Here is a 17,359-nt window from a genome sequence, read left to right as displayed (position 1 = left end):
GTGCACCAGTTGCGTTACTCGTGGGACTACCAAGGCGGCAAATGCCGATGAGCGGGGCGGACCTGTGCTAACTACGCAGTCGCCTCTCGCGCCGTTGATGCGATTCGGGGCGGGGTTACGAGAAGAGGCGCAGTAGGGTGCAACAGGTGCGATGTGTCTCGGGTGTGGCAACTTTGCTGACTATTATTCCTGATATCAGTCGCGAACGGCGCGCTGATACCTGCCGTATGCCTTGATCTGGTATCACCGGCCTGTTGCCGCGTTGAAGTGCCGCAGCCCTTCGTGGTGCATTTTTGATTTCAAACAAAGTTTGCTGCGGTGCGTCTTTCGCACAGTCGACACAACGATAATCCCTCGTCGGGTTGCCGCTGGAGCGGCCCCGTCAGTTTGCTCGTCAGCTCCAAAGGGAAAGACAGTGCCGTTTCTCATCAGGTCTCATGGAGGAAGACAATGTCTGCACTGGCTGGACTGCCCTACGACGCCAATATGCCGGCGATCGTCTGGTCGATGTATCTCGTTGCTGCTGCGTTGTACTGCGCGCCAATTCTGATCGCGTTCGCGCGCGACGTCGAATACAAATGGGGGCTCTACGTCGGCAATCTGCTGCTCGGCTGGACCGGAATCGGCTGGGCCTACGCGTTGTACTACGCGGTGTTCGCCGACAAGGAGCGGGTGCCCCAGCCGCGCTTGTCCCTGGTTCGATAGCTCGTTGCCGTAACCCTTCGCGGCGGATCGGTCGCGGCCGAAGCCGTCAGGTGCTTCGGTGTTATTTCGCCGAGGCGCCTGCGGCCAGCACCGGGCGTACCGCATCGCCTTCGCGGAGCAGCGCGCCAGCGCGTTCGACCACGATGTCGCCTTCCTTCAGACCCTCGCGGATTTCGACGTTGCCGCCATTCATCAGGCCGATCTCGACCCGTCGGGTTTCGACCACCTGGCGCCGCACGACCTGCACGATGGTGCCGACCGGATTGTAGATCACCGCGGTGAGCGGCACCGAGATGTTGCAGCTCTCGCCGGTCTTGATGGTGGCTCGGCCGGAGGCGTTGGCGAGCAGGCGCTTGTCCGAGCTGATGCCGACGAACACGTTGCCGAGCTGGGTTTTCGGCTCCACCGTGGCGGAGATGCGGCGGACCTTGCCTTGCAGCTCGTTCTTGTCGCCGACCACCTTCACGGTCGCGGTTTGGCCGACCGACAGCCGCGGCATGTCGCGGGTCGGCACCTGTCCAACGAGATCGAACTCGCCGCGGCTGACGATGGTGAACAGCGCTTCGCCCTTGGGCGACGCCGGAGCGCCGATCAATGCGGTCGAGGCCGACACCAGGCCTGCGACCGGCGCCTGCACCGTGCTGCCGCCGTCGAGCTTCGCCAGGGCTTGGCCCTGGGTGACGGTCTCACCGGGGTCGACCAGCACGTCACTGATCTTGGCGCCGGGCCGGTCCGGTCGCACCGAGACTTCGTCGCGCGGGATCAGGAATCCCGACACCTCGACCACCGCCGGAAAGCAGGCCTTGGCGGCGGGAAAGACCGTGACGGTCTGTGCGGCGGTTTCGTTTCCCTGGGCGCTGACCGGAGATGTCAGCGCGGACGTGATCGCCAGAGCCAGCAGCGCTGCACGCTGGAGATCGGCACGGAGAGGATCAGTGATCGGTCGCGTCATGATGGATCCTTGCCTCGATGCCATCCAAGCTTTGCTCTCTCGCGTTCCGCTGGTCGTGATCTTGCCGGTTCGCATCGATCGTCACCGTCCGAACAGCTGCTTGATAATCGCGTTCACCGCTGCCCCGTTGTCGTCGCCGGAGCCGTCGGCGTCGCCTGAGTTGTTGCGATCGCCGCGGCTGCTGCCGAGCAGGCCGAACAGACCGCTGCCGATCTCGCGCAAACGCTGATACGCCGCATCAGGATCATCGAGCACGCCGGCGATATCGGGGAAGATGCGCGGCGCGATCCACGGTCCTTCGATCCTGACCGGAATGCCGAAGCCGATCGGCTCGGGGGCGGGCGCAACACTTCGCTCCAACGCGCTCTGTCCCTGCGTTGTCAGCACCAGCTTGGGCTCTACTTTGAGCGCCAGCGTTTTGGTCGGCAGGTCGATCGCTCCGGCGCCGGTCATCCGCACCAGCGGACCGGCGAGCTTCAGATCGGAGGTCTCGGCCTTGCCCTGGGCGATCTGGAACGAGGCGGCGAATTCGCTGAGATCGGTGGCGTCGGTCGGGGCGATCTGCCAGCCGTCCTGGGTATGCGCAGTCAGATTGCGGATGATCCGGGTGACGTCGATGCCTCGGATCGCGCCGTCGCGAAGTCCGACCGCGGCGCTGCCGCTGAGGCCGGATGCGATCGCGCGCGCGCTGCCCCCGCTGCTGCGCAGCGCCAGCTTGGCCTGCAGCCGGCCATCGAGCCGGTCGAAATCGGCCAGCCCGTCGAGCAGCGGCAACGCATGCACGCCGCTGAGATCGCCCTGCAGGTCGAATGTCGGCACCGCGCCGGAGGCGTCGATCGCCAGCGTCCCGGTCGCTTGTCCACCATAGGCGGCGAGACGGCTCGCTTGCACCGTGAGCACGCCGCCGGCGAGCTTGGCGTCGGCCGAGGCCGGTGCGACCCGAGCCGGACCGATGTTCAGCTCGGTGGCGGACAGCCGCAGTTCGGCATCGACGTAGTTCAGGCCGGCGAGATCAATCGGCGTTTCGCTCCATGGCGAGCCGGGAGGCGCGGTCCGGGTGATGGCGACGAGGTCGAGCCGCTGAAAGTCGAGGTCGAGCTTGACCAGCGGCTTGCCGGCGACGTCCACCGAGGCCCAGCCGTTGAACGGAGCATCGCCCAGTCTGCCGCTGACGCCGTTGATCGCCAGCGTGGTGCCGCGGAGCCGCGCTTCCGCTTTGGCGCTGAGCCGCGACGTCAGCAGCCCCGGCGCGTCGAGCGTGAGATCGATCAGCATCGGCTGCTTGTCATCGGCAGGCGGCGTGGCGGTGAGTTCGAACGACACCGGCGAGCGGCCGAGCGTTGCCGAGCCGCTGGCGGTGATCGGCCCGTCGGTATCCTCACGTTCGATGTCTGCCTGAATGCCGGCAATGCGGCGTTCGACGCGGTCGGCCGCACTCGTCATCACCACGACGCCGTCCTGAACCACGATCCGTTCGATGTCGGCGAGCTCGACGCGGCCTTTACGCGCGGGCGCTGGCGTGGCCGCGACCTCGTCGCGCCGGCGCCGCAGCGGCAGGTGGAGTTCCGGACTGATCAGGGTCAGTTCGGTGAGCCGCGGCGTCCCCGAGATCAGGCTGGTCAGCGGCAGTTCGGCGCGGACGGTGGCGATCTTCAGCCTCGGGTCGGTGGTGCGGCCGCCCGGCAATTCGGCACTGACATCGTGCAAGGTCAGCGCGACCGCCGGAAACAGCCGGACGGTGCCGGTCCCGGCGATCGTCACCCGGTAGCCGGTATCGCGCTCGATCCGGCTCTGGATTGCGCCGGTCAGCGCGCCGGCCGGAATCCCGATCGCGATCAGCAGCGTGGCCGCGACGAGGAGCAGAGCCGCCATGGCGCCTGCGATCCTGATCGGCTTCATCTCGGCTCCTTACGCATCCGGCTGCCCGCTGATCCGCGCCGTCCTAGCCACGCCAGAACGACGACTTCTTAGTCGTCGGCGCCGGCTCGGTGCCGGCCAATGGTGTCGCCGCCGCCGGCACGGCTTCGGCCGCGTCACGCGCGCTGCCGCTAAGCAGTCGCTTGCCGACCGCCCAGAAGCCGCGGCCGACGTCGTCCATCATCATGAACACCGCGGGCACGAAGATCAGCGACAGCACCGTGGAGAAAATCAGGCCGCCGATCACCGCCAGCGCCATCGGCGAGCGGAATTCGCCGCCGGCGCCGAATGCCAGCGCGCTCGGTGTCATGCCGGCCACCATCGCGATCGTGGTCATCACGATCGGGCGGGCGCGCTTCTGGCCGGCGTCGATGATCGCGGCGTCGCGGCTCTTGCCCTCGCGCATCGCCTCCATGGCGAATTCGATCAGCATGATGGCGTTCTTGGTGACGATGCCCATCAGCATCAGGATGCCGATCCACACCGGCGTGGTGAGCTGTTTGCCGGTCAGCAGCAACGCCCCGATCGCGCCGCCGATCGACAGCGGCAGTGAGAACAGGATGGTGATCGGCTGCAGGAAGGTGCCGAACAGCAGCACCAGCACCGCATAGACCATCATCAGGCCGCCGCTGATCGCGGTGGCAAAGCCGTCCGACAGTTCTGCGAGGTTCTCGGCATCGCCCGAGGGGCTGACTTTGACGCCCTTCGGCAGCGACTTCATCACCGGCAGCTTATTGATCTGCTTGGTGGCGTCGCCGAGCGCAGAATTGCCGACCAGGTCGGCCGCGACGGTCGCCTGGCGCAGCCGGTCATAGCGGTTGATGCTGGTCGGGCCCTGATCGAATTTGACGTCGGCGACGACCGACAGCGGCACCGCGCCGCGGCCGCCATAGATCGGCACCTGAAGCTGTTCGAGCGTGGCGAGCTCGCCGCGCGCCGAATCCTCGAGCTGCACCCGGATCGGCACCAGCCGGTCGCCGGCGTCGAATTTGGCGAGCGCCGGGCCGACGTCGCCGATGGTCGCAACCCGGATGGTCTCGGACAGGCTCTCGGTCGAGACGCCGAGCCGGGCGGCGAGATCGGCGCGAGGGCGGATCCGCAATTCGGGCCGATCCAGCGCGGTTTCCGAGATCACGTTGGAGATCAGCGGAATCCGCTTCATCTGTGAGGCGAGTTCCTGGGCGACGTTGTTGACGACGGCGCTGTCGTCGCCGGTCACCACCAGCGAGATCGCGCGCAGGCCGTTCTCGTCGAGGAACCAGTAGCGGATGTCCGGCACCTGATCGAGCTGCCTGCTGATCGCGTGTTCGAGGTCGCGCTGGGTGATCGAGCGGTCGTGCTTCGGCGTGTAGTTGATGATCAGCGAGGCGCGGCGGACTTCCTGGATGCCCGGCGGCACCCGGCCGCCATCGACGAATACGCTTTTCACCTCGGGCCGCTCGCGCAGCAGCTTGACGATCGCCTCGGTGGTCTTCTCGGTGGTGCCGATTTGGGTGCCGGGCGGCAGTTGCATCGCCAGCACCGAGCGTGCGGTGTCCTGCGCCGGCAGGAAGCCCTGCGGCAGCAGCACGATGCTCCAGATCGAGGCGGCGAAGATGCCGAGCCCGATCAGCACTGTGATGTAATAATGGTGCACCGACCAGGTGACGACGTGCGTATAGGCGCGCAGCACACGGCCCGGCGGCTTCTCGACATGCGGATGATCCTTCAGGAAATACGCCGCCAGCACCGGCGTGACGAAGCGCGCCGCCAGCAGCGAGAAGAACACCTGCACCGAGACGGTGATGCCGAACTGCTTGAAGAATTGCCCGGCGATGCCGGACATGAAACTGGCCGGCGCGAAGATCGCGATGATGGTCAGCGAGATCGCAATCACCGCGAGGCCGATCTCATCGGCGGCCTCGATCGCCGCCTGATACGGCGACTTGCCCATCCGCATGTGGCGGACGATGTTCTCGATCTCGACGATGGCGTCGTCGACCAGAATGCCGGTCGACAGCGTGATCGCAAGGAAGCTGACGAGGTTCAGCGAGAACCCCAGCATGTCCATCGCCCAGAACGCCGGGAAGATCGACAGCGGCAGCGAGATCGCCGCGATCACGGTGGCGCGGAAGTCGCGCAGGAACAGGAACACCACGATCACGGCCAGGATCGCGCCCTCGAACAGCGTCGAGATCGCCGCCTCGTAATTGCCTTTGGTGTAGTCGACCGAGGTGTCGATCAGCTTCAATTCGACGTCGGGATATTGCGCCTTCAGCGCGTCGATCCGCTTCTGCACCGCCTCGGCGACCACGACGTCGCTGGCGCCCTTGGAGCGCTTGATGCCGAGCGCCACCACCGGCTCGCCGTTGAAGCGCGCGAAGGTGTGGCGCGCCGCGATGGTGTCGGTGACGGTGCCGAGATCGTCGAGCCGCACCTCGCCGCCGGCATTCAGGCTGATCATGGTGCCGGCGAGATCGTTGAGCGTGCGGGCGCCGGCGAGGGTGCGGATCGCCTGATCGTTGTTACCGATCTCGGCGCGGCCGCCGGCGAGATCGACATTGGTGCCGCGCAGCCGGCGCGACACGTCGAGCGCGGTCAGCCCTGCGGCTTTGAGCCGGTCGGGATCGAGCGATACGAGAATCTCTCGCTCGACGCCGCCGATGCGCTCGACCTGCGCGACGCCGCGCACGCCCTGCAGCGCGCGTTTGACGACATCGTCGACGAACCAGGACAGTTGCTCCGGCGTCTTGCCGGGCGAGATCGCCGCGTAGGTGACGATCGGCAGGCCGATCACGTCGACGCGCTGGATCAGCGGCTCGTTGATATTCTGCGGCAGGTTGGCGCGGACCCGCGTCACTGCGTCTTTGACGTCGTTGAGCGCGCGGTCGGTGTTGGTTTCCAGCGCGAACTGGATCGTCGTCACCGACAGGCCGTCGGTGATCGAGGAAGCGATATGGCGGACGCCTTCGACGCCGGAGACGCCGTCCTCGATGGTCTTGGTGACCTGCGCTTCCAGCTCGGCCGGCGCCGCGCCGAACTGCGAAACCGCAACCGAAATCACCGGGATATCGGCGCTCGGCAGCCGTGTCACCGCCAGCTTGGTGAAGCTGATCCAGCCGAGCGCCAAGAGGATGATCGAGAACACGATCGAGGGCAGCGGATGCCGGATCGACCAGGAGGAAACGTTGAGGCCCATCAGCGCGCTTTCGGTCGCTCGGAATCGTCGGTGAAGATCGGCTTGATGCGGTCGCCGTCGTGCAGCGAGGTGCCGGCGTCGGCCACCACGATCTCGCCTTCGCGGATCCCGTCGATGATCTCGATCGCTTGATCGGAGGTCAGGCCGACTTTGACCGCGCGGGTTTCGACGATGTTGTCCTTCACAACCTGCACGGTGGCGTGGTCGATCGCCGAGCGCGGAATCGCGACGCCGCAGCTTCGCCGCGCATCTATGGTGACGCGCGCGAACATCCCGACCTTGAGGGCGGGTGAGGCGGCGAGCGCAATCCGCACCTGGCCGAATTGAGTCTTGCGGTCGATCTGCGGCGCGGCGAGCCGCACCGTGCCGGTGAGGTCGGTGCCGTCGTCACGGCTGATCCGTGCGGTGGCACCGGGGCCGACCTTGAGGGCGTGAATGCTCGGCACTTCGGCATCGATTTCGAGGTCATTGCCGACCGCGATCCGCAACATCGGTCCTGCGAGCGGCGAAGCAGGTGCGCCGGGGATCGTCCGCACCTCGGTGATCAGGCCGGCGGCCGGCGCCTTCAGCGTCCTGTTGCCGCCGGGGCCAGTCACTCGAACGAGATCCTGATTGTCGGTGACGACATCGCCCTCGCGCACCAGCACGTCGGTGACGCGGCCGTCGCTATCGGCGATCACCACCGCTTCCTTGCGCGGCACGACGAAGCCGGTGACTCGAACCTTGTCGGAGAAGCAGGCGCTGGTCGCCTTGGCGACGATGACCTGCACACCGGCATTGCCGGCAGGCTGATCCGCACGAGCCATCGTGACCAGGCCACAGAGCAGGCCGGCGGCGATCGCAGCGCGTGCCGGCGACAGGTTCGGGCGGATCCACGCATTGATCATCTTGGTACTCGGCGAACTTTCGACAGGCCTTGCGTTAGTCCGGTTTCGCGCGCGGGCGCGCCGGGCCCTCTATACACCGACCAATAGTGACAAAACAGCGAAGGCGTCCCGCGGCAGCGGAACGCCTTGAAGCGACGCCGGTATCAGCTGGAACGCTGCTCATTTGGCCGCGGCGCTCTGATCCGACATGTTGACCACCTGCACCCGGCGATTGACGCCGCTGTCGGGATGCGCCGGATCTTTCAGCCGGCTCTCGCCGTAACCGACGGTGACGAGGTCGGCGCCCGCGATGCCGTACTTCTCGACCAGCACCCGCTTGATGGTATCGGCGCGACGTTCCGACAGGTCCTGATTGAACGTGTCGCTGCCGACGCTGTCGGTATGGCCGGCAACCACGAAGGTTGCGCCCTTCAGATTGGCGCTGGACAGTGCCTTGCCGAGTGCTTCGACCGCCGGCGCTGCCTGACGGCTGATCGTGGCGGAGTTGTAGTCGAAGGTGATTTCGAGATCGATGTTCGGCTTGTCCTTGGTGATCTCGGCGATCTGGGTGCGTTCGGCGGACGACAGCGATCGTGTCGGCCGGTTGCGCAGACCGTCGACGAACTTAGCCTGAGTTGGATCGGTGGTCGCAGCAACGGGCTGTGCGGCCGACAGGCTGCGGGTCAGCGGCTTGTTTGGCGTCAGCGCCCGCACGATCTGGTCCGACGTCACCTCTCCGGCTGATGCGGCGCCAAACGGGAGAACTGCGCCGAGACCGAGGATTAAAGCGCCGAGCAGAGCGCGGTGTCGGGCTGCGGTCTTCCTGGTCATCGTTCGGTCTCCTGCGATTGGCGGGCGTTCGCTGGCGGAGGATCTGGATCGCGTGTTTCCTGATCGTCGCGCCATCGCGGCGGCAGGTTCAACGCCGGGAGACGGTGAAGCGAAACTGTCACGCCTACTTCACACCGTAGCCGGCGAACTCCTTGCTGATATTGGGATCGAGCTTTTTGGCGGTGGTCAGGTCGATCTCGCCTTCGGAGGCCAGCCCGATCCGCTTGCGCGCCAGCCCGCGGCCGTACAGCGACGAAGTCAGACGTGGATTGATCTTGAGCGCGGCGTCGAAGTCGGCGATCGCGGCTTTGTCGCGGCCGCTCTTCAGATGCAACAGCCCGCGGCTATCCAGCGCATCGACGAAGTTCGGACGCAGCAGCAGGGCCTGATCGCAGTCGGCGAGCGCGGGCTCGAGTTCGCCGATCACGGTCCGCACCCAGCAGCGGTTGTTGTAGGCTTCGACGTCCTTGCCGTTCAGCCGGATCGCTTCGTCGAAGTCCTTGATGGCGCTCCGGTAGGCACCCTTGCTGGCATAGACCTGACCCCGCCGGTAATACGCATTGCCGTCGGACGGCTTGTCCACAATCTGCGCGGTCAGCGATTTCACCGTCGGATCGCTGGCGAGCGCCAGCACCAGCTTGTCGTCGTCGCCGCTCGCCGGCTTTGCTTCCGTGGTCTGCGGGGGCTTGGCCTCCAGTGGTGCTGGTGCCGGCTTGGCGGCTTCCACCGGCGCAGTGGCGGCCGTCGGTTTCTCTGCGGTCGGTTTCTCTGCCGTCGCGGCGCCGGGGACGAAGATGAAATCTTCAGCCAATGAGGACGAGATCCACGGCACCTGCTCGCCGCGCGAGGCCCGGGCGACCGCTGTCCGGGTGCGATTGAGCGCCTCCTCGGCGGAGAGCCCCGGCACGCGGATTTCCTCGCGCAACGCGCTGACGAACGGGCTATGCGCACTGTCATTGTCGGTGACGACCGCGCTCAGTGCGGCGGCGTACATCACCAGCGAGCCGCTCGGAGCGATCACCGGAGCGAGGCCGGCGGAGAAACTGCGAAAGCGGCGCTCGAACGGATTGCGGCGCGAGGCGTCGACCAGCGCAATTTTGACCGATGCGCCGCGACTATTCAGCTCATTGAGAACACTCTCGAGCGCGATGCCGTCCCGCCGCACGTCGGGCTCGGTCCAGATCTGCGCATCGACCGGGATCAGGTAGCTCTGCCGGCCCGACTGGATGCCGAAGCCGCTGAAAAACACCAGCGCGGCTGCGCCGGGTTTGGTCCGCTGATACAGCCGGTCGAACGCGCGTCGCATCGCATCGCCGCTCAGGTCCTCGCCGAGTTCGGCATCGAAGCCGGCACGCTTCAGCTCGTCTGCAAATTCGCGGGCATCGCCGACCGCCTGGCTTAGCGGCTTGTCGGCATCCGGATATTTGCTGTTGCCGATCACCAGCGCGACCCGCGGCGCCGAACTATCCGCCGCAGAGGAGCGCGGCGCCGCAATCATCGCGGCGAGTACAAGCACGATCAAACCGAGACGGATCTTCATGCGATGCGGGACCTGCAGAGGCGGGGCTGCGTGGACGAGACGATCAACTCAGTTTTGTGCATCGCATCTCACCTCACCTCACCTCGCCGTCGCTGCGCCTGTCAATCATCCCCGGTGGCGGCTCCTATCGTCCTAGCAGCCCGGTATTTCCAGATCGCGACGCGTGGACCGGGAAGCGCTATCCGACCGACGCCGGCAGCTTTGCCGGCGCCGTCTCGGAATGGTCGTGGCTGGCCTGGATCAGGTTCAGATGCCGCTCGATCTTGCCGAGAGCTGTGGCCAACTGGTCGCGCTCCCGCGCGGACAGGCAGGACAGGATCTCCTGTTCCTTGCGTTTCAGCCGCGGCACCAGCTCGTGATACAGCGCGCGGCCCTTCTTGGTGAGGCGCAGCCGAAACTCGCGGCGGTCATCCTCGTTCTCGACGCGTTCGATCAGTTCGCGCTCTAACAGGCCGGTTACCGCACGGCTGATGGTCGATTTGTGGGTGCGTGTGCACTGCGCAATGAACTGCGCCGTGCAGGCATCGTTGCGGAAACCGAGGGTCGCGAGAATGCGCCAGCCGGGAATATCCAGCCCGTAGCGCTGCTGATACTCCTCCGACAGCGCGGCGCTGACTTCCGCGGCCAGCCGGTTGAGCTGAAACGGCACGAACGAGAACAAATCGAGCTTCGTCAAAAAAATCTCCGGGGCCGGGTTGCGCGGCGCGACGACTGCGGCTTAGATAGTTGCAAATGAAACTATCACGCAGGAGGACGCCTTGACCAGCGCTTTGCACGGGACGGGTCGGCAGGGCTGAGGCCGATGGCCCATCAGGAGCATTTTCAGTTCGGCTATCGCCGGCACCCGGATCAGGATCGTCAGGCCCCCGCGCGCCATCCGGTCGTGGTGGTTGGCGCAGGCCCGGTCGGATTGTCGCTCGCGATCGATCTGGCGCAGCGCGGCCAGAACGTCGTGCTGCTGGACGATGCCGACCGGATCGGCGAGGGCTCGCGCGCGATCTGCTTCTCCAAGCGTGCGCTTGAAGTCTGGGACCGGCTCGGCGTCGGCGCGCAGATGGTCGAGAAGGGCGTGGTCTGGCAGGTCGGCAAGATCTTTCGCCGCGACGAGATGGTGTACCGCTTCGACCTGCTGCCGGAGACCGGCCACAAGATGCCGGCCTTCATCAATCTGCAGCAATACTACGCCGAGGCGTTCCTGGTCGGCCGGGTGCAGCAACTGCCGGGAATCGATCTGCGCTGGCGCAACAAGGTGACGGCGCTTGCCCAGCACAACGACCATGCCGAGCTGACGATCGAGACGCCGGATGGGCCGTATCGGCTCGCCGCCGACTATGTGATTGCCTGTGACGGCGCCCGCTCCAGCCTGCGCGGCATGGTCGGCGCCGAGTTCGCCGGCGAAGTCTTCGAGGATCAGTTCCTGATCGCCGACGTGAAGATGACGGCGGAGTTTCCGACCGAGCGCTGGTTCTGGTTCGATCCGCCGTTTCACTCCGGCCAATCGGCGTTGCTGCATCGCCAGCCCGACGACGTCTGGCGGATCGATCTGCAGATCGGGCCCGAGGCCGATGCCGCGGTCGAGCGGCAGCCGGAGCGGGTAAGGCCGCGGATCGAGCGGATGCTCGGACACGGCGATTTCAGCTTCGAGTGGATCTCGATCTACAAGTTCCAATGCCGGCGGATGCAACGCTTCCTGCACGAGCGGGTGATCTTCGCGGGCGACTCGGCGCATCAGGTGTCGCCGTTCGGCGCGCGCGGTGCGAACTCTGGTCTGGAGGACGGCGAGAACCTCGCCTGGAAGCTCGATCTGATATTGCGCGGGCAGGCGCCGGCGAGCCTGCTCGACAGCTACGATATCGAGCGCAGCCAGGCGGCCGACGACAACATCCGTCACTCCACCCGCTCGACCGATTTCATCGCGCCGCATTCCAAGCAGGAACGCCGGCTGCGCGATGCGGTGCTGGCGCTGGCGCACGATGTCGAATTCGCCAAGCGGATGGTCAACGCCGGGCGGCTATCGACGCCCTCGGTCTACGACTCGCCGCTCTCGACCCGCGACACCGATGTGTGGACCAGCGGGCCCGAGCCTGGAGCCGCGATGCGCGATGCGCCGCTGAAGACGGCCGACGGCGCGCCGATCTATCTGACCGAAGCTTTCATGCAGGCCGGCGGCGGCTTCGTGCTGCTGGAGCGTGCCAACGGTAGCGCGGCGCCGGTGCCGCAGGGCGTCCGCAGTCTCCGGATCGGCGGTGACGCGCCGCTGCGCGACGACGACGGCGTCTTTGCCGTGCGCTACGACGCGACACCCGGTGCCGCCTATCTGCTCCGCCCCGACGGCTACGTCGCCGCCCGGTTCCGCCATCCGACGCAAGCTGCAATCGACGCAGCGCTGGCGCGGGCATGTGGGAGGGCTCTGCCATGAGGGCCGTGCTGTCGACCAAAAGCAATTTCGCCGATCCCGATGCCGCCTATCGGCTGATCGTCGAGGCGCATCGCGGCCTCAGCGACGAGCAGAGCGCCTCACTCGACGCCGCGCTGGTGCTGATCCTCGCCAACCACCTCGGCGATCTCGATCTGCTGCGCGAGGCGACAGCGCTGGCGAAGCGGAGCGTGGTGGAGGGGCAACGGGAGTGAGCGGCGTCAACGAAACCGCGCGGCGCAAGCTCATCGCCCCAAGCTTCGTCATTCCGGGGCGCGCCGTCAGGCGCGAACCCGGAATCTCGAAGTGATGGTGAGAAGCGGCGGTCGCAGAACAGCTCGGGATTCCGGGTTCGTTCGCTGCGCGAGCGCCCCGGAATGACGAACCTGGAACGATCAGCGCGCAAGCGCGTGAACGAGTCGACAACTAACAAGGACCCCACATGGCCAAAGGCTTTGCCTCCACCACCGACCTCGCCGAGAAGAAGGTGACGTTTTCCGAGATCGGGCTCGATCTGTACGCGTTCACGGCGGAGGGTGATCCGAATTCGGCAGTGATCGTCGGCGACGATGGTTGTTTGGTGTTTGACGCGCAAGCGACGCCGGCCATGGCCAATAAGGTGATCGAGCGCGTCCGTAGCGTTACCGACAAGCCGATCAAATATGTGGTGCTGTCGCACTATCATGCGGTGCGGGTGCTCGGCGCGTCCGCCTATCAGGCGCAAGGCATCATCGCGTCGCAGGAGACCTATCGGCTGATCGAGGAGCGCGGCCAGCAGGATTGGGATTCGGAATACGGCCGGTTTCCGCGGCTGTTCCAGGATGCCGAGAGCATTCCGGGGTTGACCTGGCCGACGCTGGCATTCGACGGCGAGATGTCGGTCTTCCTCGGCAAGCGTGAGGTGCGGCTGATGCAGCTCGGCGCTGGCCATACGTCAGGTGACATCGTCGCCTGGGTGCCGGACGCGCAGGTGATGTTCACCGGCGACCTCGTTGAGTATCACTCGGCCTGCTATTGCGGCGACGCGTACTTGCGCGAATGGCCCGCGACGCTGAACGAAATCCGTGAGTTCAATCCGAAGGCGATCGCGCCCGGGCGCGGGGACGCGCTGAAGGGGCTGGAGACCACGCGCGAGGCGATCGCGATGACGCGCGATTTCGTCGGCACGCTGTACGGCGCTGCCGAGCTCTCGGTCGCCAAAGGCCGCAGTCTGAAGGAGACCTGGGACGCCACCCGCGAGGTGATGGACCCGAAGTTCGCGTCCTTCGCCATCTACGAGCACTGCCTGCCGTTCAACGTGTCGCGCGCGTTCGACGAAGCCTCCGGCATCGACGATCCGGTGATCTGGACTGCCGAGCGCGATCGCGAAATGTGGGCCGCCCTGCAGGGCGGTTAGTCCGAACCGCGAGCGCGGCTTCGGCCGCGTCCCTCGCCAACCGATCGGAGGACGACCATGAACATCAATGCCGCGCCGCAGATCCTCGGCAGCTCATCGCAAGGCATCACGCCCGGCTACATGTCTGGCTTCGGCAATTCGTTCGAGACCGAGGCGCTGCCCGGCGCATTGCCGGTCGGACGCAATTCGCCGCAGCGCTGCGCCTATGGTCTCTACGCCGAGCAATTGTCCGGATCGCCGTTCACTGCACCGCGCGGCGCCAATGAGCGGAGCTGGCTGTATCGCATCCGCCCGTCAGTGAAGCACTCCGGCCGCTTCGCCAAGACCGATATGGGGTTGTGGCGTTCAGCGCCGTGCTTCGAGCACGATCTGCCGATCGCGCAGCTGCGCTGGGACCCGCCGCCGATGCCGAGCGAGAAGCTGACCTTCCTGCAGGGCGTGCGCACCATGACTACCGCCGGTGACGTCAACACCCAGGCCGGGATGGCGACGCATCTCTATCTGATCACCCAGTCGATGGTCGATCAGCATTTCTACAATGCCGACGGCGAGATGATGTTTGTGCCGCAGCAGGGCAGCCTGCGCCTCGTCACCGAATTTGGCGTCATCAGCATCGAGCCGGCGGAGATTGCCGTGATCCCGCGCGGCGTCAAGTTTCGGGTCGAACTGGTCGATGGCCCGGCGCGCGGTTATCTGTGCGAGAACTATGGCGGCGCGTTCACGCTGCCGGAGCGCGGTCCGATCGGCGCCAATTGCCTCGCCAATTCGCGCGATTTCCTGACGCCGGTCGCCGCCTATGAAGACAAGGACACACCGACCGAACTGTATGTGAAATGGGGCGGCTCGTTGTACGTGACCAAGCTGCCGCACTCGCCGATCGACGTCGTGGCCTGGCACGGCAATTACGCGCCGTACAAATACGACCTGCGAACCTATTCGCCGGTCGGCGCGATCGGCTTCGACCATCCCGATCCGTCGATCTTCACCGTGCTGACCTCGCCGTCCGAGACGCCGGGTACCGCGAACATCGACTTCGTGATCTTCCCCGAACGCTGGATGGTGGCCGAGAACACGTTCCGGCCGCCGTGGTATCACATGAACATCATGTCGGAGTTCATGGGGCTGATCTACGGCGTGTACGACGCCAAGCCGCAGGGCTTCGTGCCCGGCGGCGCGTCGCTGCACAACATGATGCTGCCGCACGGGCCCGATCGCGAGGCGTTCGATCATGCCAGCAATGGCGAATTGAAGCCGGTGAAGCTGACCGGCACGATGGCGTTCATGTTCGAGACCCGCTATCCGCAGCGCGTCACCGAATACGCCGCGACCTCCGGTCTGTTGCAGGACGATTACGCCGACTGCTGGAACGGCCTCGAAAAGCGCTTCGATCCGAACCGGCCATGACCAAAGCTCAGGATCACGACGCCGCGGTGCTGTACGGCTATTTCCGCTCCTCCGCGGCGTATCGGGTGCGGATCGCGCTCAACCTGAAGAACATCGTGGTGGCGCAGCGTTACGTGCATTTGCGCAACGGCGAGCAGAATCTCGAAGCGTTCCGCTGGATCAATCCGGCCGGCCTGGTGCCGTATTGGAGCGAGGGCGAGTTCAACGTCGGGCAATCGCTGGCGATCATCGAGTATCTCGATGAGACCCACCCCGAGCCGCCGCTGCTGCCGAAAGATCCAAAGGCTCGCGCCATCGTGCGCGAGATCGCCTATGCGGTGGCCTGCGATATCCATCCGATCGGAAACCTGCGCATCCTGAAGCGGCTCAGCGAACTCGGCGTCGACGAGATCGATCGCGCCCGTTGGTCGAAAGAATGGATCGAGCAGGGCTTTGCGGCGATCGAGGCGCGGCTGGCGCAGACGCCGGGGCCGTTCGCATTCGGCCATCGGCCGACGCTCGCCGACATCTGCATCGTCCCGCAAGTGTTCAACGCCCGCCGCTTCGATGCCGACCTCGCCCCATTCGAACGCATCCGCCAGATCGAAGCCGAAGCAATGAAGCTCGACGCCTTCGTCGCCGCTGAGCCGGGCCGGCAGCCGGATGCGGAGTGAACGTGACGAATACCCTCCCCTGGAGGGGGAGGGGCGCTCGCGTCAGCGAGCGGGGTGGGGTGGCGAAGAGTTCATCCGCCGTGCCCGCGGCACCCCCCACCCCGTCCTGCATCCCGCTGCGCGGGCTGCGTGCCGACCCTCCCCCTCCAGGGGAGGGTGAAGAGCTCCGCGATCGACCGAACCGTTCAACGTCCCAGGACCCTTCATGCATCCCAACGACCCGCGTCTGCGCTCCTTCATTGAGGTGAAGGCTGAATCCGACTTTCCGATCCAGAACCTGCCTTACGGTGTGGTCTCGACCGCAGATCATCCATCGCCGCGGGTCGGGGTAGCGATCGGTGATCATGTGCTCGATCTTTCAGCATTGCAGGCTGCGAAGCTGCTCGATCTGCCGGAAGGCGTGTTCGCGCAAAGCTCGATCAACGCCTTCATGGCGCTCGGGCCGAACGTGTGGCGCAGCACGCGGGCGCGGATCAGCGCGCTGCTCCGGCACGACAATGCCGAACTGCGCGACAATGCGGAGTTGCGCGCCAAGGCGCTGCTGCCGGTGCGCCAGGTGAAGCTGCATCTGCCGCTCCGCGTCGAGGGCTTCACCGATTTCTACTCGTCGAAGGAACACGCCACCAATGTCGGCACGATGTTCCGCGACAAATCCAATCCGCTGCTGCCGAACTGGCTGCACATTCCGATCGGCTACAACGGACGTGCCTCGACCGTCGTGGTCAGCGGCACGGCGATTCACCGCCCGCGCGGCCAGCTCAAGCCGCCGTCGGCTGAGCTGCCGAGCTTCGGGCCTTGCAAGCGGCTCGATTTCGAACTCGAGATCGGCGTGGTGGTCGGGCAGTTCTCGGTGATGGGCTCGATGCTCACCGAAGCGCAGGCCGAGGAGATGATCTTCGGCTTCACTTTGCTCAACGACTGGAGCGCGCGCGACATCCAGCAATGGGAGTACGTGCCGCTCGGGCCGTTCCAGGCCAAGGCGTTCGCGACCTCGATCAGCCCATGGATCGTCACCCGCGAGGCGCTGGAGCCGTTTCGCGTGGCTGGGCCGGCGCAGGACCCGGCGCCGCTGCCGTATCTGCAGCAGAAGGGCGCCAACAACTACGACATGGCGCTGGAAGTCGCGTTGCGGACGCCGGCGATGCCGCAGCCGGCGCGGATCAGCGCCACCAATTTCAAATACATGTACTGGTCGTCGGTGCAGCAGCTCGTGCACCACGCCTCGAGCGGCTGCGCGATGAGCGTCGGTGATTTGCTCGGCTCCGGCACGGTGTCGGGCCCGCAGAAAGACCAACTCGGCAGTCTGCTGGAATTGAGCTGGAACGGTGCAGAGCCGTTGCAGCTGCCGGGTGGCGAGAGCCGCAGCTTCCTCGAAGACGGCGACAGCCTCGTGATGCGCGGCTGGTGCCAGGGCGACGGCTACCGCGTCGGCTTCGGCGAGGTCGAGGGCACGGTGCTGGCGGCGAGCGAGTAGTTCCTTGCAGCGTCATTCCGGGGCGCG

The 17,359-nt window shown here is 65.9% G+C and carries 14 protein-coding genes; 7 read left to right on the top strand and 7 right to left on the bottom strand.

Annotated elements, in window-relative coordinates; genetic code table 11:
- The first annotated feature begins 450 nt into the window (after window positions 1-450).
- Complete coding sequence (locus tag LRC39_RS23755) at window positions 451-705, top strand: superinfection immunity protein (RefSeq protein WP_107357151.1); 255 nt, start codon at window positions 451-453, stop codon at window positions 703-705.
- Window positions 706-766: 61 nt separating this feature from the next.
- Here LRC39_RS23755 and LRC39_RS23750 read toward each other — a convergent pair whose 3' ends face one another.
- The 7 genes from LRC39_RS23750 to LRC39_RS23720 form a co-directional block, all read right to left on the bottom strand.
- Window positions 767-1,657 carry an efflux RND transporter periplasmic adaptor subunit gene (locus LRC39_RS23750; RefSeq protein ID WP_346295856.1) on the bottom strand — a complete coding sequence of 297 codons (891 nt, stop codon included), beginning with the start codon at window positions 1,655-1,657 and terminating at the stop codon, window positions 767-769.
- Between the two features lie 81 nt (window positions 1,658-1,738).
- Window positions 1,739-3,556: an AsmA family protein gene (locus tag LRC39_RS23745; RefSeq protein ID WP_346295855.1), complete on the bottom strand. Its 1,818-nt coding sequence runs from the start codon at window positions 3,554-3,556 to the stop codon at window positions 1,739-1,741.
- A gap of 43 nt (window positions 3,557-3,599) precedes the next feature.
- Window positions 3,600-6,752: an efflux RND transporter permease subunit gene (locus LRC39_RS23740; RefSeq protein ID WP_346295854.1), complete on the bottom strand. Its 3,153-nt coding sequence runs from the start codon at window positions 6,750-6,752 to the stop codon at window positions 3,600-3,602.
- Window positions 6,752-7,639, bottom strand: coding sequence for an efflux RND transporter periplasmic adaptor subunit (locus LRC39_RS23735; protein ID WP_346295853.1), 888 nt, complete (start codon window positions 7,637-7,639; stop codon window positions 6,752-6,754). Before LRC39_RS23735 ends, LRC39_RS23740 begins: the two co-directional genes overlap by 1 nt.
- 159 nt (window positions 7,640-7,798) lie before the next feature.
- Entirely contained in the window at window positions 7,799-8,449 is a 651-nt protein-coding gene (locus LRC39_RS23730) for an OmpA family protein (protein ID WP_346295852.1), read from the bottom strand.
- Between the two features lie 124 nt (window positions 8,450-8,573).
- A complete protein-coding gene (locus LRC39_RS23725) occupies window positions 8,574-9,989 on the bottom strand; it encodes a caspase family protein (protein WP_346295851.1) in 1,416 nt (471 codons plus the stop codon).
- Between the two features lie 178 nt (window positions 9,990-10,167).
- A complete protein-coding gene (locus tag LRC39_RS23720) occupies window positions 10,168-10,665 on the bottom strand; it encodes a MarR family winged helix-turn-helix transcriptional regulator (RefSeq protein WP_107357144.1) in 498 nt (165 codons plus the stop codon).
- A 126-nt stretch (window positions 10,666-10,791) separates the two neighbouring features.
- Here LRC39_RS23720 and LRC39_RS23715 point away from each other — a divergent pair, with 126 nt between their 5' ends.
- The 6 genes from LRC39_RS23715 to fahA all read left to right on the top strand — a co-directional run bounded on the left by LRC39_RS23715 (window position 10,792) and on the right by fahA (window position 17,332).
- Entirely contained in the window at window positions 10,792-12,408 is a 1,617-nt protein-coding gene (locus LRC39_RS23715; RefSeq protein WP_346295850.1) for an FAD-dependent oxidoreductase, read from the top strand.
- A complete protein-coding gene (locus LRC39_RS23710) occupies window positions 12,405-12,620 on the top strand; it encodes a DUF2783 domain-containing protein (protein WP_264074862.1) in 216 nt (71 codons plus the stop codon). The genes LRC39_RS23715 and LRC39_RS23710 overlap by 4 nt, the downstream gene beginning before the upstream one ends.
- 227 nt (window positions 12,621-12,847) lie before the next feature.
- The gene (locus tag LRC39_RS23705; protein ID WP_346295849.1) at window positions 12,848-13,801 is read left to right on the top strand and encodes an MBL fold metallo-hydrolase; all 954 of its coding nucleotides are present in this window, start codon (window positions 12,848-12,850) and stop codon (window positions 13,799-13,801) included.
- Between the two features lie 57 nt (window positions 13,802-13,858).
- The gene (gene hmgA / locus LRC39_RS23700) at window positions 13,859-15,205 is read left to right on the top strand and encodes a homogentisate 1,2-dioxygenase (protein WP_346295848.1); all 1,347 of its coding nucleotides are present in this window, start codon (window positions 13,859-13,861) and stop codon (window positions 15,203-15,205) included.
- Entirely contained in the window at window positions 15,202-15,858 is a 657-nt protein-coding gene (gene maiA, locus LRC39_RS23695) for a maleylacetoacetate isomerase (protein ID WP_346295847.1), read from the top strand. The genes hmgA and maiA overlap by 4 nt, the downstream gene beginning before the upstream one ends.
- Before the next feature lie 205 nt (window positions 15,859-16,063).
- Entirely contained in the window at window positions 16,064-17,332 is a 1,269-nt protein-coding gene (gene fahA, locus LRC39_RS23690; protein ID WP_346295846.1) for a fumarylacetoacetase, read from the top strand.
- The last annotated feature ends 27 nt before the right edge of the window (window positions 17,333-17,359 follow it).

The sequence above is a fragment of the Rhodopseudomonas sp. P1 genome, from assembly GCF_039642825.1.
In the GTDB taxonomy this organism is placed as follows: Bacteria; Pseudomonadota; Alphaproteobacteria; order Rhizobiales; family Xanthobacteraceae; genus Rhodopseudomonas; species Rhodopseudomonas palustris_H.
The sequence above is the reverse complement of the archived record's forward strand: the minus strand, read 5'-3'. Positions and strand labels throughout refer to the sequence as shown.